The organism is Pseudomonas sp. NPDC087817 (assembly GCF_044742875.1).
Lineage (GTDB): Bacteria > Pseudomonadota > Gammaproteobacteria > Pseudomonadales > Pseudomonadaceae > Aquipseudomonas.
Genome location: NZ_JBIUVJ010000037.1, coordinates 16,604 through 39,306, shown reverse-complemented (window position 1 = coordinate 39,306; position 22,703 = coordinate 16,604). Strand labels below are relative to the sequence as shown.

Sequence of the window (22,703 nt, the reverse complement as noted above, 5' to 3'; positions counted from 1 at the left end):
TCCTCAGGCTTCGGCTTGGGCTTTGATCAAACGGTCGTAAGCGTCTTGATCCAGCAGTTTGCCGACAGCGGCGGCGTCGCTTGGCTGGAAGCGGAAGAACCAGCCTTGGCCCAGCGGATCTTCGTTGACCAGTTCCGGAGCGTCTTCCAGTGCCGGGTTCACTTCCAGTACGTCACCGTCCAGCGGCATGTACACGCCGCTGGCGGCTTTTACCGATTCCACGGTGGCGGCTTCAGCGCCTTTTTCATAAGCCTGCAGTTCAGGCAGTTGCACGAACACCACGTCGCCCAAGGCGTTCTGCGCGAAAGCGGTGATGCCGACAGTGACAGAGCCGTCAGCTTCGGCGCGCAGCCATTCGTGATCTTCAGTAAAACGCAACTCGCTCATGGAAACTCCTCAGGGGGCCAGACTCGTCTGGTGGACGCGGTTGAAGGCGTGGGCAGGGAAGCCCTTATTTATGAAGGGTTCATTAGCAAGAACGCGGCCATCTTGGATTTATCTATATAAATCAGATAGTTAACTATTTTTGCGAGAGGTCAGAATCGAGCGCCTGTAGCGAAATCGCTACAGCTTAAGGCAAGGAGAAAAGCTGAAGCGGATCAAAGCCTTGCACAGCGGTGACCGGAGGAGGGTGTAGCGATATCGTTCCGCTGTAGCGCTTTCAGTACAGATGGAGGTCGTTTTTGAGCGGATTTCGAATCCGACACATAACCCTGTGGGAGCTGGCTTGCCAGCTCCCACAGATTTTGCATTGTGCTCAGGGCTTGTTGGGAATGCCGTACTTGCGCAACCGATGGGCGATAGCGGTGTGCGAGGTCTGCAAGCGGCTCGCCAGTTGCCGGGTCGAGGGGTAGCTGACGTAGAGCTTTTCCAGCAGCGACTTTTCGAACGACTCGACGGCTTGTTCGAGGCTGTCGACGTCGCTGTCGGTCTGGCGCGCCACGGAGGTGCCGGCAATGTCGAGATCACCGATGTCGACCAGGCTGCTTTCGCAGATCGCGGCGGCGCGGAAGATCACGTTCTGCAACTGGCGCACGTTGCCCGGCCAGCGGTTGCCGAGCAGCGCCGGATAGGTACCGGGGGCGAGGCGGCAGACCGGACGCTGGATCTGCGCGCAGGCCTGCTGCATGAAATAGCGCGCCAGCAACAGGATGTCCTGACCGCGTTCGCGCAGTGGCGGCACTTCGACGTTGAGCACATTGAGGCGATAGAACAGGTCTTCGCGGAACAGGCCTTCGCTGACCATTTTTTCCAGGTCACGGTGAGTCGCGCTGAGGATCCGCACGTTGACCTTCACCTCGCGATCACCGCCGACCCGACGGAAACTGCCGTCATTGAGGAAACGCAGCAGTTTCGCCTGCAAGTACGGCGACATCTCGCCGATCTCGTCGAGAAACACCGTGCCCTGGTTCGCCAGTTCCATCAGTCCCGGTTTGCCGCCTCGCGCCGCGCCGGTGAAGGCGCCGGGGGCGTAGCCGAACAGTTCGCTTTCGGCGAGGTTCTCCGGCAGAGCCGCGCAGTTCAGCGCGAGAAACGGTGCGCTGTGTCGCGCACTGATGGCGTGGCAGGCGCGGGCCACCAATTCTTTACCGGTGCCGGTTTCACCCTGGATCAACAGCGGCGCATCCAGGGCTGCCACTCTTTGAGCGCGAGCCTTGAGGGTACGAATCGCCGGAGATTCGCCGAGCAGGGCATCGAAGCCTTCGGCGTGGTCATGGTGCAACGCCGAGAGCTGTTCGCCGATGCGGTTCGGTTGATACAAGGTCAGCAGGGCGCCAGCGTCGGTGATCGGCGTGGCGTCGAGCAACAGGGTCTGGCCGTTGACGGTGATCTCGCGCAGCGGCAGACGGAAGCCGTGTTCGAGCAGGGTGTCGAGCACGCCGGGATCGTTGAACAGTTCCGCGACGCTTTCTCCGGCCGGTTCGCGACCGTACAACGCGATCAACGCCGGATTGGCCAGCAAGACTTTGCCGGCACTGTCGAGCGCCAAAACGGGATCAGTCATCGCCGCGAGCAATGCGTCGAGTTGCAAGTGCCGACGCTGACCGGGGAGGATGTCGACCACGGTCACCGCTTCCACGCCGCGCACACGGAACAACGCGTCCTTCAGTTCTTCGAGCACTTGCGGGCTCAAGGTCGGAGCGTCGATGTAGACGTTCGGCGGGATCATCTCCACGGCATCCAGATTGAGATTGCGCCCACCGAGGATAGCCAGGACTTCCTGGGTGATGCCGACGCGGTCGATGAAGCTGACGTGGATACGCATGGGGCGGTTTTGGGTTCTGGATTGCGGAGGGTGGCAAGTATGCCTTAAATCAAAAACACCCTCACCCCAGCCCTCTCCCAAAGGGAGAGGGCGCCGACCGAGGTGTCTGGCGCTACATGTCGACCTGAAAAATCGAGTCGATTATGGATTCAGTGATGCAGGGTCAGTTCGGCGTAACTTTGAAGCATCTCCCAATCAGTCCCCTCTCCCTCTGGGAGAGGGCTAGGGTGAGGGGCTTTTAAAGGATTACTCGAAATGCTCAAGATTGACCGGATCCCCGGAATGCATATCCAGCTGCTTGCGGATGTCTTCAAACATCAAGTCGTAATGTTTGTGAACCGAGCCGATCTGGCTGTGAGTCTTGGGAATCCCGTATTTTTCGGCGATTCGTGTCACGTCGCGGGCGAAGTTGTAAGCCTCTTCCTTGGGCAGGAAAAACGTTTCCTTCATGTCCTTGCCCTGCATGTTGCCATGCAGGGTGAACTGTATCCCTTTGCCTTTCTGGGGATCAGTGAACACTTCATAGTCGAGGCACACGTTGTAATTGACGTCGTCGTCAGTCAACGCGTGCCGTTCGATATGCAAATGACCGGGTTCAAACTGGGCCATGGGTTTCTCCTTTCAAGGCATGGGAGAAGGGCAGACCTCACGCCTGCCCCCGGAGTTTCTAATTATCGATAGCTGATGCCGGGCTTCGCCGTGCTGACCCGAGTACCGGCGGTGCCCTGGACGATGGCTTCGATGTCTGCCAGCGAACCGATCACCGCAACCTTGCCAGTATGGCGCGCGAATTCGCAGGCTGCCTGAACCTTTGGTCCCATGGAACCTGCGGCAAAACCGAGGCGTTCGAGCTCATCCGGGTGCGCTTCGGCGATGGCTTTCTGCGTTGGTTTGCCGTAATCGATGAACGCCGCGTTGACGTCGGTAGCGATCACCAGCAAATCCGCTGCCAGTTGTTCAGCCAGCAGCGACGAGCACAGGTCCTTGTCGATCACCGCCTCGATGCCCTTGAGGTTGCGGTTCTCGTCATACATGGTCGGAATGCCGCCGCCACCGGCGCAAATGACGATGCTGCCCTTGTCCAGCAGCCACTTGATCGGGCGGATTTCGAAGATGCGTTTTGGCCGAGGGCTAGCGACTACACGGCGGAACTTGTCGCCGTCGGGCGCGATGGCCCAGCCTTTTTCGGCGGCGAGTTTTTCCGCTTCGGCCTTGTCGTAGACCGGGCCGATCGGCTTGGTCGGGTTCTTGAAGGCCGGGTCGTTGGCGTCGACTTCGACCTGAGTGAGCAGGGTGGCGAACGGGACCTCGAAGTCCAGCAAGTTACCCAGTTCCTGTTCGATGATGTAGCCGATCATGCCTTCGGTTTCTGCACCGAGCACGTCCAGCGGGTAGGGGGAGACGGAGGTATAGGCCGCCGCTTGCAGCGACAGCAGGCCGACTTGCGGGCCATTGCCGTGGGCGATGACCAGTTGGTTGCCGGGATGGATCTTGGCGATTTGCTCGGTGGCGATGCGGATGTTGGCGCGCTGGTTGTCAGCGGTCATCGGTTCGCCACGGCGGAGCAGGGCGTTACCGCCCAGAGCTACGACGATACGCATGGTGCATGTCCTTCTGGAAAACAGTGAGTTCGTGCAGGACGAATGCGATCCCTGTGGGAGCCGGGCTTGCCCGCGATGGCGGTGTATCCGTCAGCATTTCTGTCGGCTGACACACCGCTATCGCTGGCAAGCCAGCTCCCACAGTGACCGTGTCGATCAATTACAGATCAGCCAGGGTCGAGACCAGAATCGCCTTGATGGTGTGCATGCGGTTTTCCGCTTGCTCAAAGGCGATGCAGGCTGGCGATTCGAACACGTCGTCGGTCACTTCAATGCCGTTGGCCAAGTGCGGATACTGCTCGGCGATCTGTTTGCCGACCTTGGTGTCGCTGTTGTGGAACGCCGGCAGGCAGTGCATGAACTTGGTGCGCGGGTTGCCGGTGGCTTTCATCAGCTCTTTGTTGACCTGGTACGGCAGCAGTTGCTGGATACGCTCGGCCCACGCTTCCACCGGCTCGCCCATCGATACCCAAACGTCGGTGTGGATGAAGTCGACGCCTTTGACTGCGGCTTTCGGGTCTTCGGTCAGGGTGATGCGCGCACCGCTTTCTTCCGCGTATTTGTGGCAGCGCTCGACCAGATCGTCATGCGGCCACAGCGCTTTCGGCGCGCAGATGCGCACGTCCATGCCGAGTTTGGCGCCGACCAGCAGCAGCGAGTTACCCATGTTGTTGCGCGCGTCGCCGAGGTAGGCGTAGCTGATTTCATGGATCGGCTTGTCGGCGTGCTCACGCATGGTCAGCACGTCGGCGATCATCTGGGTCGGGTGGTATTCGTCGGTCAGACCGTTGAACACCGGCACGCCGGCGAACTTGGCCAGTTCTTCGACGATTTCCTGTTTGAAGCCACGGTATTCGATGGCGTCGTACATGCGACCCAGCACGCGGGCTGTGTCCTTCATGCTTTCCTTGTGGCCGATCTGCGAGGAGTTCGGGTCGATGTAAGTGACGTTGGCGCCCGGGGCATACGCGGCGACTTCGAACGCGCAACGGGTGCGGGTCGAGGTTTTTTCGACGATCAGGGCGAAGTTGTTGCCCTTCAGGTGTTGCTGCTCGGTGCCGGTGTACTTGGCGCGTTTCAGGTCGCGGGACAGGTCGAGCAGGTAACGCAGCTCACGTGGGGTGTGGTGTTCCAGGCTGAGCAGGTTACGGTTGTGAATATTGAAAGCCATGATGGATCTCCTTCGGTATCGGTTATCCCCCTGATCGCACTGGATAAGTGCGATCAGGGCTCAGAGGTTTAGTAATCGATCGGGTCGCGAATGATCGGGCAGGTCATGCAGTGGCCGCCGCCACGGCCACGGCCGAGCTCGCCGGCGCTGATGGTGATGACCTCAACGCCCGCCTTGCGCAGCAGGGTGTTGGTGTAGGTGTTGCGGTCGTAGCCGATGACCACGCCCGGTTCCACGGCGACCACGTTGTTACCGTCGTCCCATTGCTCGCGTTCGGCGGCGAAGCTGTTGCCGCCGGTTTCCACCACGCGCAGTTTCGGCAGGTTGAGGGCTTTGGCGACGGTGTCGAGGAAGCTCGATTCTTCGCGGCGGATGTCGATGCCGCCCTGTTTGCTTTCGTCAGGGCGCAGGGTGAACGCGACGATCTGGTTGACCACTTCCGGAAAGATCGTCACCAGGTCGCGGTCGCAGAAGCTGAACACGGTGTCCAGGTGCATCGCTGCGCGGGACTTTGGCAGGCCGGCGACGATGACTTTTTCCACGGCTTTGTTCTTGAACAGGTTCAGCGCCAGTTGGCCGATGGCCTGACGGGATGAGCGCTCGCCCATACCGATCAACACCACGCCGTTGCCGATCGGCATCACATCACCGCCCTCAAGGGTGGAGCTGCCGTGGTCCTTGTCCGGGTCGCCGTACCAGATCTCGAAATCGGCGTTGGTGAACTGCGGGTGGAATTTGTAGATGGCCGTGGTCAGCAGGGTTTCCTGACGACGCGCCGGCCAGTACATCGGGTTCAGCGTCACGCCGCCATAGATCCAGCAGGTGGTGTCGCGGGTGAACTGGGTGTTCGGCAGCGGCGGCAGAATGAAGCTGGAGTGGCCGAGGAAGTCGCGGAACATCTGGATGGTCTTGCCACCGAAACTGTCCGGCAGATCATCGGCGGACACGCCGCCAATCAGGAATTCGGCGATGTGTCGCGGCTCCAGGCTTTTCAGCCAGGATTTCACTTCGCTGATCAGGCCCAGGCCCACCGAATCGGCGGTGACCTTGCGCTCAAGAATCCAGTCCAGTGCTTCCGGGATGGCGACGATGTCGGTCAGCAGGTTGTGCATTTCCAGCACGTCGATCCCGCGCTCACGCATTTTGGTGACGAAGTCGAAGTGGTCGCGTTTGGCCTGGGCAACCCACAGCACATCATCGAACAGCAGTTCATCGCAGTTGTTCGGGGTCAGCCGCTGATGGGCCAGACCAGGGGAGCAGACCATGACTTTGCGCAGTTTGCCGGCTTCGGAATGGACGCCGTACTTAACTTTTTCCGTGGTCATTGCAGTGATCCTCCAGATAACAAATCAATCAGGTGTTACAGAGTCAGGAAGCCGTCGTAGAGACCGTAGGCTGCCACCAGGGCACCGACGACCACCGCGGCGAAAATCAGCTTCTCGACGTTGGTGAAAATTGCTTGTTTGAGTTCCAGCTTGGCCTTGGCGAACAGGATCGCGCCGGGCGCATAGAGCAGGGCCGAGAGCAGCAGGTACTTGACGCCACCGGCGTAGAGCAGCCAGACCGCGTAGATCAGGGCGATGCCGCCGATGATCAGATCCTTGCGCCGCTCGGCCGCGAAGCCTTTGTAGGTTTCGCCACGTACCGCCAGCAGCAGGGCATACGCCGCCGACCACAGGTACGGCACCAGAATCATCGAGGTGGCGAGGTAGATCAGTGACAGGTAAGTGCTGGCCGAGAACAGGGTGATGATGAGGAAAATCTGCACCATCGCGTTGGTCAGCCACAGGGCGTTGACCGGTACGTGGTTGGCGTTCTCCTTGCGCAGGAACTCCGGCATGGTGTGGTCTTTGGCGGCGGCGAACATGATCTCCGCGCACAGCAGCACCCACGACAGCAGGGCCCCCAGCAACGAGATGATCAAGCCGACGCTGATCAGCACCGCACCCCAGTGACCGACCACGTGCTCAAGCACGGCGGCCATCGACGGGTTCTGCAGTTTGGCCAGTTCCGGTTGGGTCATGATGCCCAGCGACAGCACGTTCACCAGCACCAAAAACAGCAGCACAGTGATGAAACCGATGACGGTGGCCTTGCCCACGTCCGAACGTTTTTCCGCACGGGCCGAGAAGATGCTCGCGCCCTCGATGCCGATGAACACCCACACGGTGACCAGCATCATGTTGCGCACCTGGTTCATTACGCTGCCCAGATCGGGGTTTTTCACGCCCCAGATGTCGGCGGTGAAGATGTCCAGTTTGAACGCGAAGAGCGCGATCAATACAAACAGCAGCAGCGGCACCACCTTGGCCACCGTGGTCACCAGGTTGATGAAGGCCGCCTCCTTGATCCCGCGCAGCACCAGAAAATGCACGGCCCAGAGCAGGACAGAAGCGCCGATCACCGCGGCAACGGTGTTGCCTTCACCGAAAACCGGGAAGAAATAGCCGAGGGTACTGAACAACAGAACGAAGTAACCGACGTTGCCCAGCCAGGCACTGATCCAGTAACCCCAGGCGGATGAGAAACCCATGTAGTCGCCAAAACCGGCCTTGGCGTAGGCGTAGACACCGCCGTCGAGGTCAGGCTTGCGATTGGCGAGGGTCTGGAAGACAAAAGCGAGGGTGAGCATGCCGACAGCGGTGATGGCCCAACCGATCAGCACCGCGCCGACGTCGGCGCTGGCGGCCATGTTTTGTGGCAAAGAGAATATCCCGCCACCGATCATCGAGCCGACTACCAATGCAACCAGTGCACCTAATCGTAGTTTTCCGGGAGCTTCAGACATTGCATGACTCCATTGCAGGAGAGAAGAGTTCACAGCGTAGGACTGTTGACTGTTCGAACAACTGACATAGATCAGTGCATGGCCACATTCCATTGTTAATGAATGACTTAGGTCTCGGGTGCAGGCATAAAGCTATTGTCTGGAAGCCCCGTCCTAGAAGGGTTTGCTGTAGGTTTTTGGGAATGGCTATTATTACTTTTGAATTATCACGCTAGTTCGTTTTCAGCTTTTGGCAAATTTTCGGCATCTGTTTTCAGTACAGAATTGATTTATTAGGATCAGCGCACAAAACTGTCTTAACGTGCTAGGCGTTAGCGTCATCGGCTATATATAAGTGGGCGTTTTTCGGTGTTATCCAATAAACGTTATTAGTGTTTATCCATTTAGTTAATGTTCGATGAACACGTCTATCTTGTGGCGAGGGGATTTAGCGAAACGTCGTATCGCCCCGATGGGTGGCGAAGCCGCCCCCAAACCGCGCTAACTGAATTTAAGGGCGGCTTCGCCACCCATCGGGGATAAATCCCCTCGCCACAGAGAGTCACTCTCGCCACAGGTGTAAACAGGTTCTGAGAACCAGTTGTTTGGAAAAGGGAGACTGGAATGTCGCAAACCACGCAAAAGCTGCGCCTGGGTGCGTTGATCGCCCTGGTCGTGGGTTCGATGATTGGCGGGGGGATTTTCTCGTTGCCGCAGAACATGGCGGCGCGCGCCGATGCCGGGGCGATTCTGATCGGTTGGGGCATCACTGCCATCGGCATGCTGACCCTGGCGTTCGTCTTTCAAACCCTCGCCAACCGCAAACCCGAGCTGGATTCCGGCGTGTATGCCTACGCCAAGGCCGGGTTCGGCGACTACATGGGCTTCTCGTCGGCGTGGGGTTACTGGATCAGCGCCTGGCTGGGCAACGTCGGTTATTTCGTTTTGCTGTTCAGCACCCTCGGTTACTTTTTTCCTGTGTTTGGCCAGGGCAACACGCCCGTCGCCATCGGCTGCGCCTCGGTCTTGTTGTGGGCCGTGCATTTTCTGGTGATGCGCGGGATCAAGGAGGCGGCCTTCATCAATCAAGTGACCACGGTCGCGAAGATCGTGCCGCTGATCATGTTCATTGTCATCGCCGCCGTGGCGTTCAAGGCTGACATCTTCACCCGCGACATCTGGGGCCGCAGCAACCCGAGTTTCGGCGGGGTGATGGATCAGGTGCGCAACATGATGCTGGTCACCGTGTTTGTGTTCATCGGCATCGAGGGCGCCAGCGTGTACTCGGCGCGGGCGGAGAAACGCAGCGACGTCGGCCGCGCCACCGTGATCGGCTTTATCGGTGTGCTGGCGTTGCTGGTACTGGTTAACGTGCTGTCGCTGGGGATCATGAGCCAACCGGAACTGGCCACCCTGCAGAACCCTTCGCTGGCGGCGGTGCTGGAACACATCGTCGGGCCGTGGGGCGCGCTGGCGATCAGCATTGGCCTGGCGGTTTCGTTGCTCGGTGCGTTGCTGTCCTGGGCGCTGCTGTGCGCCGAGATCCTGTTTGCCACGGCCAAGGACAAGACCATGCCGGCGTTCCTGAAAAAGGAAAACGCCAACCATGTACCGGTCAATGCGTTGTGGCTGACCAACGTGATGATCCAGATTTTCCTGCTGATCACGTTGTTCTCGGCCGGCACTTACACCAGCCTGATCTATCTGGCTTCGTCGATGATTCTGGTGCCGTACCTGTGGTCGGCGGCGTACGCAGTGCTGCTGAGCGGTCGCGGCGAAACCTACGAACACGCCTCGGCCGAACGCACCAAGGATCTGCTGATCGGCGGCATCGCCCTGTGCTATGCGGTGTGGTTGTTGTATGCCGGCGGGGTCAAGTATTTGCTGTTGTCGGCGCTGCTGTATGCGCCGGGGGTGATCCTGTTTGCCAAGGCCAAACATGAGCAGGGCGAGCCGTTGTTCACCACGGTCGAGAAAGGGATTTTTACCTGCGTGATCATCGGTGCCGGGCTGGCGGCGTATGGTTTGTACAGCGGTTTGTTGTCGTTGTGAGGTTGTCGCTTGAGTATCAGCCGCCGTATGACTGGGCGGCGATGTCGGGCTTTCTCGCGGCGCGGGCGGTGGTCGGGATGGAGACCGTGGTCGATGGCATTTATTCGCGCAGCATTGGCTTGAACGGTGTTCACGGCACGGTTTCGGTCGGCCCTGGTGCTCCTGATGCGCTGGAGGTGACACTGGATTTTCCTGATTCAACGGCACTGCCGGAGATTGTTGCGCGGTTGCGAGGGATGTTTGATCTGGATGCGGATCTGTCGTTGATGCAGCGGCATCTGGCGCAAGATCCATTGCTGGCGCGATTGATCGCTGAGCGTCCGGGGTTGCGGGTTCCCGGTGCGTGGGACGGGCTGGAACTGGCGTTTCGTGCGGTGCTTGGGCAGCAGATTACCGTGGTGGCAGCGATTCGGCTGGCGGGGAAACTGGTTGCGCAATATGGCCTGCCGTTGCGTTCGACGCTTGCGGGTTTGACTCACGTTTTTCCTCAGGCGGATGTTGTGGCCGTGGCGGATCTGGCCGCGTTGGGCATGCCCAAAACTCGTGGCCGAACGTTGTCGGGCGTGGCGCAGGCGTTGCTCGATGATCCGTCATTGTTTGAGGCGAATCGCGAGGGCGGGGTGGCGCGCTTGCTGGCCCTGCACGGCATTGGTGATTGGACGGCGCAATACATTGCGCTGCGGCAGTTGCGTGATATGGATGGGTTTCCGACCGGGGATGTCGGGCTGTTGCGGGCGCTGGAAGTACTGGAAGGGCGGCGGCCGACGGCGCGGGAATTGGCCGTTCGCGCAGAGGCTTGGCGGCCTTATCGAGGGTATGCGGCGCAGCTTTTGTGGACGTCATTGAGCCGGGGTGACTGATCCGAAGTGTGTGCTGCCAATACTGGCCTCATCGCTGGCAAGCCAGCTCCCACAGGTTTCCGGGCGCTCACAGATTAGGGGGCGACACGGACACTGTGGGAGCTGGCTTGCCAGCGATGGGGCCCGAGCAGTCACTACCACTGTGGGAGATGTGAACCCAATTCTGTGGCCGGCAACGCCCACTGAATCGGCGTGCCGCTGATCTGCAGCGGCGCCTGCAACCGGTGCGCCGGCCCCCACGGTGTTCGCTCAACCTGTAAACCCTGATCCTGCTCATCCTCAGCGCGCAACGCCTCACTCGTCCCCGGCCCATGCTCGATCAGCAGCTTGGCAGTTCGCGCCAGTGACAAACGCGCCGAGCCACCGTTGCCAGTCTTCAAACGTTCAGTCAAAAGACGGATCGCGCTCGCCGCCATCAGATACCCGGTCGCATGATCCAGCGCCTGCACCGGCAGCGGCGTCGGTTGGTCCGCCTGCTTCCAGCGCTGCCCGGCCTCGGCGATGCCGCTACTCATCTGCACCAGGCTGTCGAAGCCACGGCGGTTCTGCCACGGGCCGCTCCAGCCGTAGGCGTTGAGGCAGACGTCGATCAACCCCGGTGCCAGTTGCCGACGGCGCTCGGCAGCGAAACCGAGCTGCTCCAGTGCATCGGCGCGGTAGCCGTGGAGCAGAATGTCAGCGTCTTTCAGTAGATTTTCAAACACGCTGCGATCTGCCGGATCGTGCAGATTCAGCCGCGCACAACGTTTGCCGAGGGTGACTTCCGGCACCACACCCGGCTCGTTCCAGGTCGGCGGATCGATGCGCAGCACATTGGCGCCGAGACCGGCAAGAAAGCGGCTGGCGGTCGGGCCGGCGAGCACGCGGGTCAGATCGAGTACCTTGATTCCCGCCAGCGGTTGGGTCACCGAGCCTTGCCAGGTTTGAGGGTTTTCGTCCTGCTCCTGAGTGAACTGCACCAGTCGTTCGGCATTCACTGCCAGCCCCTGCGGGTGTTGTTGCCACTGTGCCCAACTGCGCATCTCGGCGGCACAGCCCTTGGCATCGACCACCGCTTGCTCCAGGTCTTTGCTGGCCCATTGCGCGACTTTGGCTGCCATCGCCGCGCGGTCGGTACAGGCGCCGAGTACGCTTTCAGCGGCGGCGCGGTGATGCGGGGCATTGGTGTGCAGGCGGATCCAGCCGTCCTGCGTCGCGTAGTCGCCGGCGACCGGATCCCATAGCGGTGGCAGTTGCCAGCCGATCGGGCGGATCGAGGTGGCGAACCAGAACGAGGCCAGGCGGCGATCGACTTCAACTTTGGGCAGGCGACCGGTTTGTTGATTCAAGAGTTCGCTGATGGCTTGCCCGGCAGCGGCGATGCTGGCGCAGGCCAGCTCGGTGACGGCGAACGCCGAGGGCAGGGCGCCGCTGGCAGTGAACGGAATCGGCGTGCGGGGCAAGCCGAGTGCGGCTTGAATGGACGTGAGGAAATCAGTCATCAAAGGCCCTCCGGAACGAGAGGGCGATGATAGTGCAAAAACTTATCGGGTCAGATGAAATCCCCGATTCCAGAGTTGCCACTTGACCCTGTGGGAGCTGGCTTGCCAGCGATAGCGGTGTGTCAGTAAACAATGTACTGACTGATCTGCAGCCATCGCTGGCAAGCCAGCTCCCACAGTGATTTTTAGTGATTTTTGGTCGGCGGTTACACGCGGAACTGGTCCATGAGTTTCATCTGCTGACTGGCCAGCGCATTCAACTGGCTGCTGATCGCTGCCGACTCAGTGGCTTGTTCAGTCAAGGTTTCAGTCACCGTTCGAATCGCCGAAACGTTGCGATTGACCTCTTCGGCCACCGCGCTCTGCTGCTCGGCGGCGCTGGCGATTTGCAGGTTCATGTCGCTGATCACGGTTACCGCATCGCTGATTTTGCCCAGTGCATCCACGGCTTGACGGATCTGTCCGGCGTTGTTGTGGGCCTGGGTCTGGCTCGAATGCATGGTCGCGACCACGCCACGTGTACCGGTCTGAATCCGTTCGATGACCACACGGATTTCCTCCACCGAATCCTGTGTGCGCTTGGCCAGGTTGCGCACTTCGTCAGCGACCACGGCAAACCCGCGACCGCTCTCACCGGCACGGGCCGCTTCGATGGCCGCGTTGAGCGCCAGCAGGTTGGTCTGTTCGGCGATGCTGCGGATCACCTCCAGCACCGAACCGATCTGCTCGCTGTTGACCGCCAGCGCTTCGACTTCGGTCACGGCTTTGCTGACTTCGTCGGCCAACTGATTGATGTCGCGGGTGCTGCGCTCGATGATCGACATGCCGTCCTTGGCCGATTGGTCGGCACCTTTCGCCGCGTTGGCGGCGTTCGAGGCGCTGTTGGCAACGTCGTGGGCGGTGGCGCTCATTTCGTTGGACGCGGTGGCGACCTGATCGATCTCGCGGAACTGCACTTGCATGCCTTCGCTGGTCTGACGGGCGATTTCCGAAGACTGATCGGCAGTGCCGCGCGCCTCACTGATGCTCTGTTTGATCTGCGCGATGGTCGGTTGCAGCTTGTCGAGGAAACGGTTGAACCAGTTCACCAGTTCGCCCAGTTCATCTTGCTTGCTGTAGTTCAAACGTTGAGTCAGGTCGCCTTCGCCGCTGGCGATGTTCTTCAGCATCTCGGCGACGCTGTTGATCGGCCGGGTGACGCCGGAAGCGGTGAGCCAGATCAGCAGCAAACCCAGCAGACCGGCAACCACAGCCACCGCCAATGCGGTGAGCACACCGGTTTCCTGAGCATCATCAAGTACGGCTTGCAGCTTGACCGAATCGGCCAGCAGCACCTGTTTCGGCAAATCGATGACCACGCCCCAGGCGCGCGAGTTGCCAATCGGATCGACCGGATACACGGCGCGGATCAGATCGCCCTGTTCCAGAATCTTTGGCGTGCCAGTGCTGAGCAGTTGCAGCACATCCTTGCCATCGGCAGCGAGGGTGTCGCTGATTTTCTTGCCGACTTTGGCGGCATCGGAACTGTCGGCAGCCAGCACGCCGCTGCCGGAAACGATGAGCATGTGCCCGGCGTTGTTGAACAGGTTGCGCTGCGAATCCACCGCCGCCGCTTGCAGGGCATCGAGAGCGATGTCGACGCCGACCACGCCGATGGCTTTGCCGTCGACGATCAAGGGCACGGAAATGGTCGTCATGAGCATTTCCTTGCCACCGACGGTGTCGGCATACGGGTCGAGCAGGCAGGTGCGTTTGTTGTCGCGAGGGCAGGTGTACCAGCTGTTGTACGGCGTGCCGCTGAGGCTGAGGGTGGTCTTGGTCATGTCTTCTTCGACCATGATCGTGTTCAGCGCGGAACCGGCGGCGCGGCTCCAGTACGTGGCGAAACGTCCGGCTTCGTTGGACTGGCGCGCCGCATCGTTGGCGAACTCGCTGTCCTTGCCGTCCAGGCCATTGGGTTCGAAGGCGAGCCAGATGCCGAGTACTTTGTCGTTGCGCTCGAAAGCGGTTTTCAGGCTCAGGTTCAACTCTTCGCGCAAGGCGCCAGCCTCCAGCGAACGCTTGGCCGCCATCACGCGCATGTCCTTGATCTGGTCGGCCAGCGCAGTGATCACCGTCAGGCTCTCGCCAAAGGTCTTCTGCACCCGCACCGCCTGCTCGGCGGCTTTGGCCTGCAGCAGGTTCTGCACACTGGCGGTGAGCAACTGGTTGCTGGAGTGGCTGACCAGTTCGTCGTTCTGGTTGGTCTGGTAGATGTTCATGCCGACGATCAGCGCAACCACGCCGAGCAGGCACAGACCGGAGAGCAGAACGATTTTCAGGCGAATGGAGAGAGAGTCGAACATGGGGCGATCTCGTGAATGAATAAACCGGTGGCCACGGGTTTTGGAGTTACCCGGTTCGCCAAATCCATTCAGCGCCATTCAATGCTCATCGGCGTGAGGCGAGGGCGCATGAGCTGGATGCCGACGAACGGTCATCGCTAAACGTTTGCGCAGGGGAAAGTGCTGAAAAGGGGATTAATTACAGGGAAGTTTCACGGGGATGAAAATGGTGTGTCTGGATATGAGGAGGTGAGAGCTTTTGTGGTGAGGGGATTTATCCCCGATGGCTTGCGAAGCAGGCCCAAAACCTGAGAACCGACTCTTTCTGACATATTGGGGTTGTCTGCCTGGTGGCTGCTGCGCAGCCCATCGGGGATAAATCCCCTCACCACAAAGACCCCATTCACTTGGTGATTGTGTGAGTCAGGAAGACGTGACGATAGATTCCGGGCGCGACCAGATCCACAGATTGCCCAAACCCATCCCGACAATCGCCAGATAAACCGGCCAGCCGTGATCGAGCATCACCAGCATCAGCGTTGCGCAGAGCAACATGCTCACCGTGGCACTGACCTTGGCTTTGCGCGCAATGATCTTGCCGTTACGCCAGTTACTGAGGATCGGCCCGAACAACCGATGGTTTTCCAGCCAGGCACTCAGGCGCGGCGAGCTGCGGGTGGCGGCCCAGGCGGCGAGAAGGATGAACTCGGTGGTCGGCAGGCCGGGCACGACAATGGCGATCAGACCAATGCCGAGGCTGACATAGGCGAGCAGGCCGAACAGCACACGGGCGAGTTTGGAAGAGGCGGGTTGCGGCATGGGCTCGGGATTGCTGTGAGGCGAGAAGGGGATTCTACAGGCTTACTCAGCCCCCTGTGGGAGCTGGCTTGCCAGCGATGGCGGTGGGTCAGGCAACATAAATGGAGACTGATCAGCCCTTATCGCTGGCAAGCCAGCTCCCACAGGGTTTTATGGTGTGCCTAGGGATCAGGCCGGTTCAGCCTCAGTGGCGTAAGCCTGTTCCAGCAGCACCGTGAAGCGGTTGAACGCGTCAATCGCGCCTTGCTCCACTTCGGCTTCTTCTTCAGCACTGAACTGCAGCGAGTCGAGTGTACGCACGAAGCTTTTCCAGCCTTCGGCGCGGCCACCTTCCGGCTCACCCAAGTGACGGGCGCCAAAGGTTTCGCTCAGCTCCAGCGCCACGGCGCGTTTGATCAGGAACGCGGCACCCAGCTTCGAACCTTCGGAGACGAAGATCCAGCCCAGGGCACGGGCCTTGCTCGGGTTCTTCACCGCCCCGGCCACCGGCGCCGGGACTTCGGTGTGCAGATCCGCCAGGTCGGCCTTGGCCGCTTCAGCGCGGCAGCGAGCCGGCAGGTCAGGCACGATCGCCGTCAGTTCGGCATCGTTGTACAGCTCGACCAGTTCCGACTGGAACAGGTATTGCGCCACGACGAAACGGGCGAAGTTGGCGCGAGTCTCGAACGGCGCGTGGGCTTTGACCAGGGCGTCGAGCTTGCTGTGCGGCTCGTGGGTGATCTGGTTCAGGCGTTGTGAACGCAGGGCTTTTTCCGAAGTGGTCATGGGGTGTCCTTGATAAAAGAGGCGCTTGATAACGAGACGAACAAGAAGACGCGTGAGCGTAAAAAAACCTCACTGTGCGGTGGCTGAACACGCGCAGTGAGGTCGACGGGATCAGATGTCCCAGATCAGATTGATCGCGAAGTTGCGGCCCGGTTGGGTCAGGCGATCGAGGTTGGCCGGTTGCGTGACCGAGGCTTCGCCGACGCTGTCGTAACCGCGCACGTCGTCCCACAGCCAGTATTTCTTGTCGGTCAGGTTGTAAATGCCGCCGCTGACGGTGACGTCGTCGGTGACTTTGTAATAACCGGCCAGATCAAGAATGCCGAAGCCTGGCGTTTTGAACTGACTGCTGACGCCATCCGGCGACTTGAAGTTGCTGTCGTCGACGCGATCCTTTTTCTTCACCACGGTCCAGCTCAGCAGGCCGCCGTAGTTGTCCTGGTCGTAACCCAGACCGAACACGCCGGTCAGCGGGTTGACGCTGTTGATCGGCTCGCCGTTGTCGTTGTTGCGACCGTAGGCGTAGGCAATCGAACCCTGAGTGTAGAGGCCTTGCGGGGCGCCAAACGCATCCAGATTCAGACGACCTTTGACTTCCGCACCCTTGATGGTGGCGTGCTTGATGTTGGCCGACTGGAAGGTCAGCTCGTTGCGGCCCGGGGTCACAGCGTCTTCGTTGATGAAGTCGCGATACTTGTTATAGAACACCGCCACGTCGAACGAACCTTGCTCGAAGTTACCGCGCAGACCGGTCTCATAGCTTTTGCTTTTTTCCGGTTCCAGGTCCGGGTTCGGCGTCACGCTGTAGCCGGTGGTGCTGTTTTCAAAGCGGCCGTACAGCGCTTTCGCGGTCGGCGTGCGGAAGCCTTCGGCGTATTGACCGTACCAGGTGTAGTTCTCGGTCAGGGCGTAGGTCAGGCCGAATTTCGGCGAGACTTTATGCCAGGTCTTGTTCTTGTCGCTGACCGTGCCCTGGCCATCCGCCGCCACGGTGTTGAGGAACTCCTGAGTGATGTGCGGCTTGAGCTGGGTGTAGTCGTAGCGCAGGCCCGGCAGGAAGGTCCAGTCGTTCCAGCTGATCTGATCCTGGGCGAACACGCTGTAGGTGTTGATGGTCGGGTCCGGGAAGTCGGTAGCTTTGGCCAACACGTCAGCAGTACTGGTCGCACCGATGGCGGTGCAGCCACGCCCGACCGCCAGGCACTTGCCGTCGCCGCTGCGCGAACCGGTGACTTTCTGCTGCTTGAGGGTGGTGCCGTAGGTCAGCACGTGATCGGTGTCACCGATGGCAAACGCCTTGTCCAGTTGCGCATCGAACACCCACTGTTTTTCCTCGTAAATCGTGTCGCGGGTGCGCAGCACTTTACGGGTCATCGGGTAGTAGAACTCTTCGGTGCTCTGGTCGGTTTTGGCGATCTGGTGGTTCAGGCTCCACTTCACGTTGTCGACCAGCAGGCTGTCGAGGGCGAAGCGGTGCTCGATGCCGAAACGCTCACGGGTGATGGTGTCGTTACCGGTGCGCCACTGGTACATGCCGCCGGGCAGCATGCTGTCCGGAATGGTCGGCGCGCCGTTGAAGAACGGGCCGCCGTAGGCGCTTTTCTGATCGGTGTCGCGATCATCCTTGTACTTTTCGTAGGTCAGGCCCAGGCGCGAATCTTCGTTGTAGTTCCAGCCGATCTTGGCCAGTACGTTGGTCGCCCGGACGTCTTCCGGGTTGGCAGCGGTGCGTTCCAGGCCGGTGCCGTTGTTGCTGCCGTAGGAGTCGGTTTCGTGGCCATCGCGCTGGCTGTAGTGCAGCAAACCGTCGAACTGGTCGGCCCGGCCGGCCACGGTGGCGGACTTCAGCCAGCTGTCATCGGCCGAGCTGTAACCGGTTTTCAGGCGGGCGCCGACGTCTTTGCCGGGTTTGATGATGTCGTCGGCATCAAGGGTGTAATAGCTGACCGCGCCGCCGATGGCGTTGCTGCCGTACAGCACCGAGGCCGGGCCACGGAGGATTTCCACGCGTTTGACGATTTCCGGATCAACGTAATTGCGCTGGGTCTTGGCGTAAGGGCCGTTGAAGAACCCGTCCGGTATTTCCACGCCATCGACCTGCGTGAGGATGCGGTCGCCGTCGATGCCACGGATGTTGTAGCCGCTGATGCCGCCACGCTGGCCGGCGCCGCCGACGGACACGCCCGGTTCGTAGCGCACCAGATCCTTGATGGTGTTGACGTTGTTACGGCCCAGTTCTTCACGGGTGTGCACGGTGACGGTGCTCGGCACGCTGTTCACCGACTGTTCCTGGCGAGTGGCGCTGATGGTCACCTGATCCAGATTGAGTGCGCCGCTGGTGCTGCGTTTTTCCAGCACGACGTTGTTGTTGCTCAGCTTGCGGAAGCTCAGGTTGGTCCCCACCAACAGGCGCTCGAGGGCTTTTTCCGGTGGCAGCGAACCACGCACGCCCGGCGACGATACGCCCTGACCCAGCTCCGCCGGCAAACCGACCTGCCAGCCTGTCACGGCGGTGAAGGCGTTGAGGGCCGACACCAGCGGTTGCTGGCCAATCGAGAACGAGTAATCGCCCATGTTGCGCGCCGGTTGTTCGGTGGCAGCCATCAGCGGTGCGGTACCGGCCATCAGGATGGCAGCGGTCAGCAGCGACAATACGCGGGATGGGGAAGAAGTCTGGCGGGTAAGGCGTGAGGACATCGATAGCGCTCCGTGTCGCACGAATCTTTATAGGTGCTGATCCGCTTCCGAAGATGCGAATCAATTGCATTGGCTATAACGAGACGAACGGGCTTTCGCTATCGAGTAAAAATAATTCTCATTTAGTTCAAGATCACCAGCGCGGGGAATTCCTGCAAGCGCGCCGAGGTGATGTGGGCGAGGGAGCGCACCACGTCGAGCGGTTGGTCGAGGCGATAATTACCGGTTACGGCAACGTCGGCCAACTGCTCGTTGGTGTTGATGATCCAGCCCGGATAGTAGCGGCGCAGTTCGGCCAGGACCTGATTCAACGGGCAGTTCTCGAACACCAGTCGGCCCTGTACCCAGGCAAGGTCAGTGTTGGTGTCGAGCTTGGCCGGGCGGTCGAAACCGTTCGGGCCGATGCGGACACTTTCACCGGCACTCAAACGCACCCGGGCATCATTGTGAGTGGCGCGCAAATCGACGTCGCCGCGTTGCACGTTGACCTGCGCCACGCCATCCAGGTAGCGCACGGCGAACGCGGTGTCGCGCACACTCGCCCTGACCGGGCCGACATCGATTTCCAGTGGCTGATTGCGACTGGCCGCGACTTCGAAAAACGCTTCGCCCTGATACAACCGTGCGACGCGTTGTTGATCGTTGATGGTGCTGGAGAAGGCCGAATTGGTATTGAGCAGGACTTTCGAACCGTCCTCCAGTTGCAGGCGCTGACGTTCGCCGACCACGGTCAGATGATCGGCCTGAATGCGCATCGGCAGGTTGCTGAAACTGAACAGACCGAGAATCAGCACGGCAGCGGTGGCCAGCGGTTTCCAGTGCGGGCGCAGACGTTTGAGGACGGTGACTTTCGCAGGTGGCGTCGCCAGCTTCTCTGCACACTGGGCGATTTGCGGACCGTCCCAGATCGCCTGCGCCTTGGCGAAAGCCTGGGCGTTCAACGGATCAGCCGCCAGCCAGGCATGGAATTGCCGGGTCTGCTCCTCGTCCGGGCTGCCGAGCACGATGAGCCAGTCGAGTGCCTGGTCCATTGCGTTTGCAGCGTCCTGCGCCGATGAAGGCGAAGGCGAGCGGTGGGTGTCCGTCACGGTGTTTCCTCGGCAGTGTCTGCGCACGGCTGTTTTTTTAAGTGAAGCGTAAAAGTCGGGCAAGGGTAACAAAGCCCGATGACCAGTGCAGTCGATCCTGACACTTACAGAAAAGCCCTACAGCCTCAGTCGCCATTCAAGCGTTCGGCGACACCGATGCAGATCGACATGATCAGCTTGAGTTCCTTTTGCACCGTGCTGAGGGACACATTCAGTTCATCGGCGATTTCCTGATAGCTGTGCCCGTGCAGGCGGCTGAGGATGAAAATCTGCTGCTGGCGCGGGCTGAGTTGACTGAGGCTCACGTTCAAGCGCTCCAGCAGTTGTTCGGCGTGGGCGGCGTCTTCTGCGCTGCTGGCCGGGGCGGCGACGCTGTGCACGACGTCCTGCGGCACGTCATCGACCATGGTCCGCGAATGAATCTTGCGCGCGCGCAGATGATCCAGCGCCAGGTTGCGCGCAGTCTGGAAGACAAAGGGTTCGAGATGATCGATGGCCCGCTCGCTCAGCGCCCGCGTCACGCGCAGGTAGGTTTCCTGCAACAGGTCTTCAGCGGTGCTGTGATTATTGACCATCCGTTCCAGCGTGCGCAGCAGTGAAGTGCGCTGGGTGAGGAAGACGTGGTTGAAGCGCGATTGACTCACGGGAGGACCTGATCCATTTTGAGCGAATGATAATGCTTATCATCTAGCTGAATGGTCAAGTACTGATTTCAAATTGGAATGATTGACCTTGTGGGAGCTGGCTTGCCAGCGATGGCGGTGGGTCAGCGGATATCCATATTGGATATGCCGACCTCATCGCTGGCAAGCCAGCTCCCACAGGAATCAGGGGCGGGGAATTATTCCGCGTTGCACAGCGCCAGGCAGTTATCCAGCATGCGGTTGGAGAAGCCCCACTCGTTGTCGTACCAGGCCAGTACCTTCAGTAGCTTGCCGCTGGATTTGGTGTGGTTGGCGTCGAAGATCGATGACAGCGGGTTGTGGTTGAAGTCGCTGGAAACCAGCGGCAACGTGTTGTAACCCAAAATTTTCGAATGCTGGCTGGCCGCTTTCAGCAGGGCATTCACTTCTTCGGCAGTGGCTTCCTTCTTCAACTGAACGGTCAGATCCACCAGCGACACATTGATCACCGGCACCCGCACGGCCATGCCGGTCAGTTTGCCCGCCAGTTCCGGCAGCACCAGGCCCACCGCTTCTGCGGCGCCAGTCTTGCTCGGGATCATGTTCTGCGTGGCCGAGCGCGCGCGGTACGGGTCGGTGTGGTAAACGTCGGTCAGGTTCTGATCGTTGGTGTAGGCATGAATGGTGGTCATCAGACCGCTTTCGATCCCCAGCTCGCGGTGCAACACCTGCGCCACCGGCGCCAGGCAGTTGGTGGTGCACGACGCGTTGGAAATGATCTGGTGCGACTGGCGCAGAATGTCGTGGTTCACACCATAAACGACGGTGGCGTCGGCACCTTTGGCCGGGGCCGAGATGATCACTTTGCGTGCGCCGGCAGTAATATGCGCAGCGGCTTTGGCACGGTCGGTGAACAGACCGGTGCATTCGAACACCACATCGATTTTTTCCGCAGCCCAGGGCAGCTCGGCCGGGTTGCGAATGGCGCTGACCGAAATGCGGTCGCCGTTGACGGTCAGGCTTTCGTTGTCATGCGCCACTTCGGCGTCGAACGTGCCATGAACGGTGTCGTATTTGAGCAGATGCGCGTTGATCGAACTGTCGCCCAGATCGTTGATGGCGACGATCTGCAAATCCTGACGATAGCCTTGGGTATACAGTGCGCGCAGGACATTACGGCCGATGCGGCCAAAACCATTGATTGCGATTCGAAGAGTCATGGAACAGGGCCGCCGTCGTTTTGTTGTTGGAATTACAAGATTATTCGCATAAAAATAGAAAACAAGCCTTTTTAGTGGCAATATTTTGTTTTATCTACAACGAGTGACCTGAATCAACTGGTCCGAATGGTCAAAAAAGCCGTCTGTCATTCCAACAACAACGGCGTTTGATCAGCATAGACAATCAGGTCGCCACATCCGTTAGCCTGGAGTTCTACACATGCATCCCCGCGTCCTTGAGGTCACCGAACGGCTTATCGCCCGCAGCCGCGCCACGCGTCAGGCTTACCTTGCACTGATTCGCGGGGCCGCGACTGACGGGCCGATGCGCGGCAAGCTGCAATGCGCCAACTTCGCCCACGGTGTGGCCGGGTGCGGCAGCGAAGACAAGCACAGCCTGCGGATGATGAACTCGGCGAACATCGCCATTGTTTCTTCGTATAACGACATGCTCTCGGCGCACCAGCCGTACGAAGTCTTCCCTGAACAAATCAAGAATGCCCTGCGCGAAATCGGTTCGGTCGGCCAGTTCGCCGGCGGTACTCCGGCGATGTGCGACGGCGTAACCCAGGGCGAGCCGGGCATGGAGCTGAGCCTGCCGAGCCGCGAAGTGATTGCCATGTCGACGGCGGTGGCGCTGTCGCACAACATGTTCGACGGCGCGCTGATGCTGGGCATCTGCGACAAGATTGTCCCGGGCCTGATGATGGGCTCGCTGCGCTTCGGTCATCTGCCAACTATTTTCGTTCCGGGCGGGCCGATGGTCTCGGGGATTTCCAACAAGGAAAAAGCCGACGTGCGGCAGAAGTACGCCGAAGGCAAGGCGACCCGCGAAGAGCTGCTGGAATCGGAGATGAAGTCCTACCACAGCCCGGGTACCTGCACCTTCTACGGCACCGCTAAATAGATCAAGTTGATTATTGTTTTCTTGTGTCTGTTATTTCCTTGTGGTTTGTTGTTTTATGCTTT

At 59.9% G+C, this 22,703-nt stretch carries 17 protein-coding genes and 2 pseudogenes; 3 read left to right on the top strand and 16 right to left on the bottom strand.

What is annotated here, in order from left to right; genetic code table 11:
- Positions 1-3: 3 nt before the first annotated feature.
- The 7 genes from gcvH to arcD (ACIONG_RS20620) all read right to left on the bottom strand — a co-directional run bounded on the left by gcvH (position 4) and on the right by arcD (ACIONG_RS20620) (position 7,826).
- Entirely contained in the window at positions 4-387 is a 384-nt protein-coding gene (gene gcvH, locus ACIONG_RS20650; protein ID WP_103303967.1) for a glycine cleavage system protein GcvH, read from the bottom strand.
- A 370-nt stretch (positions 388-757) separates the two neighbouring features.
- Positions 758-2,266, bottom strand: a complete 1,509-nt coding sequence (locus ACIONG_RS20645; protein WP_401302390.1) for a sigma-54-dependent transcriptional regulator — start codon at positions 2,264-2,266, stop codon at positions 758-760.
- A 246-nt stretch (positions 2,267-2,512) separates the two neighbouring features.
- Positions 2,513-2,875 (bottom strand): DUF5064 family protein, encoded by a 363-nt coding sequence (locus ACIONG_RS20640; protein ID WP_103303970.1) that lies wholly within the window; start codon positions 2,873-2,875, stop codon positions 2,513-2,515.
- 62 nt (positions 2,876-2,937) lie between these two features.
- Positions 2,938-3,867, bottom strand: coding sequence for a carbamate kinase (gene arcC / locus ACIONG_RS20635; protein ID WP_401302388.1), 930 nt, complete (start codon positions 3,865-3,867; stop codon positions 2,938-2,940).
- A gap of 160 nt (positions 3,868-4,027) precedes the next feature.
- Entirely contained in the window at positions 4,028-5,038 is a 1,011-nt protein-coding gene (locus ACIONG_RS20630; RefSeq protein ID WP_401302386.1) for an ornithine carbamoyltransferase, read from the bottom strand.
- A gap of 68 nt (positions 5,039-5,106) precedes the next feature.
- A complete protein-coding gene (gene arcA / locus ACIONG_RS20625) occupies positions 5,107-6,363 on the bottom strand; it encodes an arginine deiminase (protein WP_103303972.1) in 1,257 nt (418 codons plus the stop codon).
- 35 nt (positions 6,364-6,398) lie between these two features.
- Positions 6,399-7,826 (bottom strand): arginine-ornithine antiporter, encoded by a 1,428-nt coding sequence (gene arcD / locus ACIONG_RS20620; protein ID WP_103303973.1) that lies wholly within the window; start codon positions 7,824-7,826, stop codon positions 6,399-6,401.
- 603 nt (positions 7,827-8,429) lie between these two features.
- Between arcD (ACIONG_RS20620) and arcD (ACIONG_RS20615) the strand changes: the two genes are divergently transcribed.
- Positions 8,430-9,857 (top strand): arginine-ornithine antiporter, encoded by a 1,428-nt coding sequence (arcD, locus tag ACIONG_RS20615; protein ID WP_103303974.1) that lies wholly within the window; start codon positions 8,430-8,432, stop codon positions 9,855-9,857.
- The gene (locus tag ACIONG_RS20610; RefSeq protein ID WP_401302383.1) at positions 9,854-10,717 is read left to right on the top strand and encodes a DNA-3-methyladenine glycosylase family protein; all 864 of its coding nucleotides are present in this window, start codon (positions 9,854-9,856) and stop codon (positions 10,715-10,717) included. The genes arcD (ACIONG_RS20615) and ACIONG_RS20610 overlap by 4 nt, the downstream gene beginning before the upstream one ends.
- A 134-nt stretch (positions 10,718-10,851) precedes the next feature.
- Here ACIONG_RS20610 and ACIONG_RS20605 read toward each other — a convergent pair whose 3' ends face one another.
- The 9 genes and pseudogenes from ACIONG_RS20605 to gap form a co-directional block, all read right to left on the bottom strand.
- Positions 10,852-12,198 (bottom strand): CoA transferase, encoded by a 1,347-nt coding sequence (locus ACIONG_RS20605; RefSeq protein ID WP_401302381.1) that lies wholly within the window; start codon positions 12,196-12,198, stop codon positions 10,852-10,854.
- A gap of 206 nt (positions 12,199-12,404) precedes the next feature.
- Positions 12,405-13,160 (bottom strand): methyl-accepting chemotaxis protein, encoded by a 756-nt coding sequence (locus tag ACIONG_RS20600; protein WP_371919311.1) that lies wholly within the window; start codon positions 13,158-13,160, stop codon positions 12,405-12,407.
- A 102-nt stretch (positions 13,161-13,262) separates the two neighbouring features.
- Positions 13,263-14,270: pseudogene (locus tag ACIONG_RS20595) on the bottom strand (HAMP domain-containing protein); the annotation flags it as partial.
- Positions 14,271-14,945: 675 nt separating this feature from the next.
- Positions 14,946-15,341, bottom strand: a complete 396-nt coding sequence (locus tag ACIONG_RS20590; protein ID WP_213026394.1) for a YbaN family protein — start codon at positions 15,339-15,341, stop codon at positions 14,946-14,948.
- Between the two features lie 168 nt (positions 15,342-15,509).
- Entirely contained in the window at positions 15,510-16,106 is a 597-nt protein-coding gene (locus ACIONG_RS20585) for a biliverdin-producing heme oxygenase (RefSeq protein WP_103303979.1), read from the bottom strand.
- A 111-nt stretch (positions 16,107-16,217) separates the two neighbouring features.
- Complete coding sequence (locus tag ACIONG_RS20580; RefSeq protein ID WP_401302378.1) at positions 16,218-18,803, bottom strand: TonB-dependent receptor; 2,586 nt, start codon at positions 18,801-18,803, stop codon at positions 16,218-16,220.
- Positions 18,804-18,925: 122 nt separating this feature from the next.
- Positions 18,926-19,891, bottom strand: coding sequence for a FecR family protein (locus ACIONG_RS20575; protein WP_401302376.1), 966 nt, complete (start codon positions 19,889-19,891; stop codon positions 18,926-18,928).
- A gap of 125 nt (positions 19,892-20,016) precedes the next feature.
- Positions 20,017-20,535: an RNA polymerase sigma factor gene (locus ACIONG_RS20570; protein ID WP_103303982.1), complete on the bottom strand. Its 519-nt coding sequence runs from the start codon at positions 20,533-20,535 to the stop codon at positions 20,017-20,019.
- 197 nt (positions 20,536-20,732) lie between these two features.
- A complete protein-coding gene (gene gap, locus ACIONG_RS20565; protein WP_103303983.1) occupies positions 20,733-21,734 on the bottom strand; it encodes a type I glyceraldehyde-3-phosphate dehydrogenase in 1,002 nt (333 codons plus the stop codon).
- Positions 21,735-21,954: 220 nt separating this feature from the next.
- On the opposite strand from gap, the pseudogene ACIONG_RS20560 reads away from it, so the two are divergent.
- Positions 21,955-22,635: pseudogene (locus tag ACIONG_RS20560) on the top strand (dihydroxy-acid dehydratase); the annotation flags it as partial.
- Positions 22,636-22,703 lie beyond the last annotated feature (68 nt).

Coding starts and splice junctions, on each gene's coding strand:
- gcvH (WP_103303967.1), bottom strand. CDS start 387: ATGAGCGAGTTGCGTTTTACTGAAGATCACGAATGGCTGCGCGCCGAA.
- ACIONG_RS20645 (WP_401302390.1), bottom strand. CDS start 2,266: ATGCGTATCCACGTCAGCTTCATCGACCGCGTCGGCATCACCCAGGAA.
- ACIONG_RS20640 (WP_103303970.1), bottom strand. CDS start 2,875: ATGGCCCAGTTTGAACCCGGTCATTTGCATATCGAACGGCACGCGTTG.
- arcC (WP_401302388.1), bottom strand. CDS start 3,867: ATGCGTATCGTCGTAGCTCTGGGCGGTAACGCCCTGCTCCGCCGTGGC.
- ACIONG_RS20630 (WP_401302386.1), bottom strand. CDS start 5,038: ATGGCTTTCAATATTCACAACCGTAACCTGCTCAGCCTGGAACACCAC.
- arcA (WP_103303972.1), bottom strand. CDS start 6,363: ATGACCACGGAAAAAGTTAAGTACGGCGTCCATTCCGAAGCCGGCAAA.
- arcD (WP_103303973.1), bottom strand. CDS start 7,826: ATGTCTGAAGCTCCCGGAAAACTACGATTAGGTGCACTGGTTGCATTG.
- arcD (WP_103303974.1), top strand. CDS start 8,430: ATGTCGCAAACCACGCAAAAGCTGCGCCTGGGTGCGTTGATCGCCCTG.
- ACIONG_RS20605 (WP_401302381.1), bottom strand. CDS start 12,198: ATGACTGATTTCCTCACGTCCATTCAAGCCGCACTCGGCTTGCCCCGC.
- ACIONG_RS20600 (WP_371919311.1), bottom strand. CDS start 13,160: ATGCAAGTGCAGTTCCGCGAGATCGATCAGGTCGCCACCGCGTCCAAC.
- ACIONG_RS20590 (WP_213026394.1), bottom strand. CDS start 15,341: ATGCCGCAACCCGCCTCTTCCAAACTCGCCCGTGTGCTGTTCGGCCTG.
- ACIONG_RS20585 (WP_103303979.1), bottom strand. CDS start 16,106: ATGACCACTTCGGAAAAAGCCCTGCGTTCACAACGCCTGAACCAGATC.
- ACIONG_RS20580 (WP_401302378.1), bottom strand. CDS start 18,803: ATGTCCTCACGCCTTACCCGCCAGACTTCTTCCCCATCCCGCGTATTG.
- gap (WP_103303983.1), bottom strand. CDS start 21,734: ATGACTCTTCGAATCGCAATCAATGGTTTTGGCCGCATCGGCCGTAAT.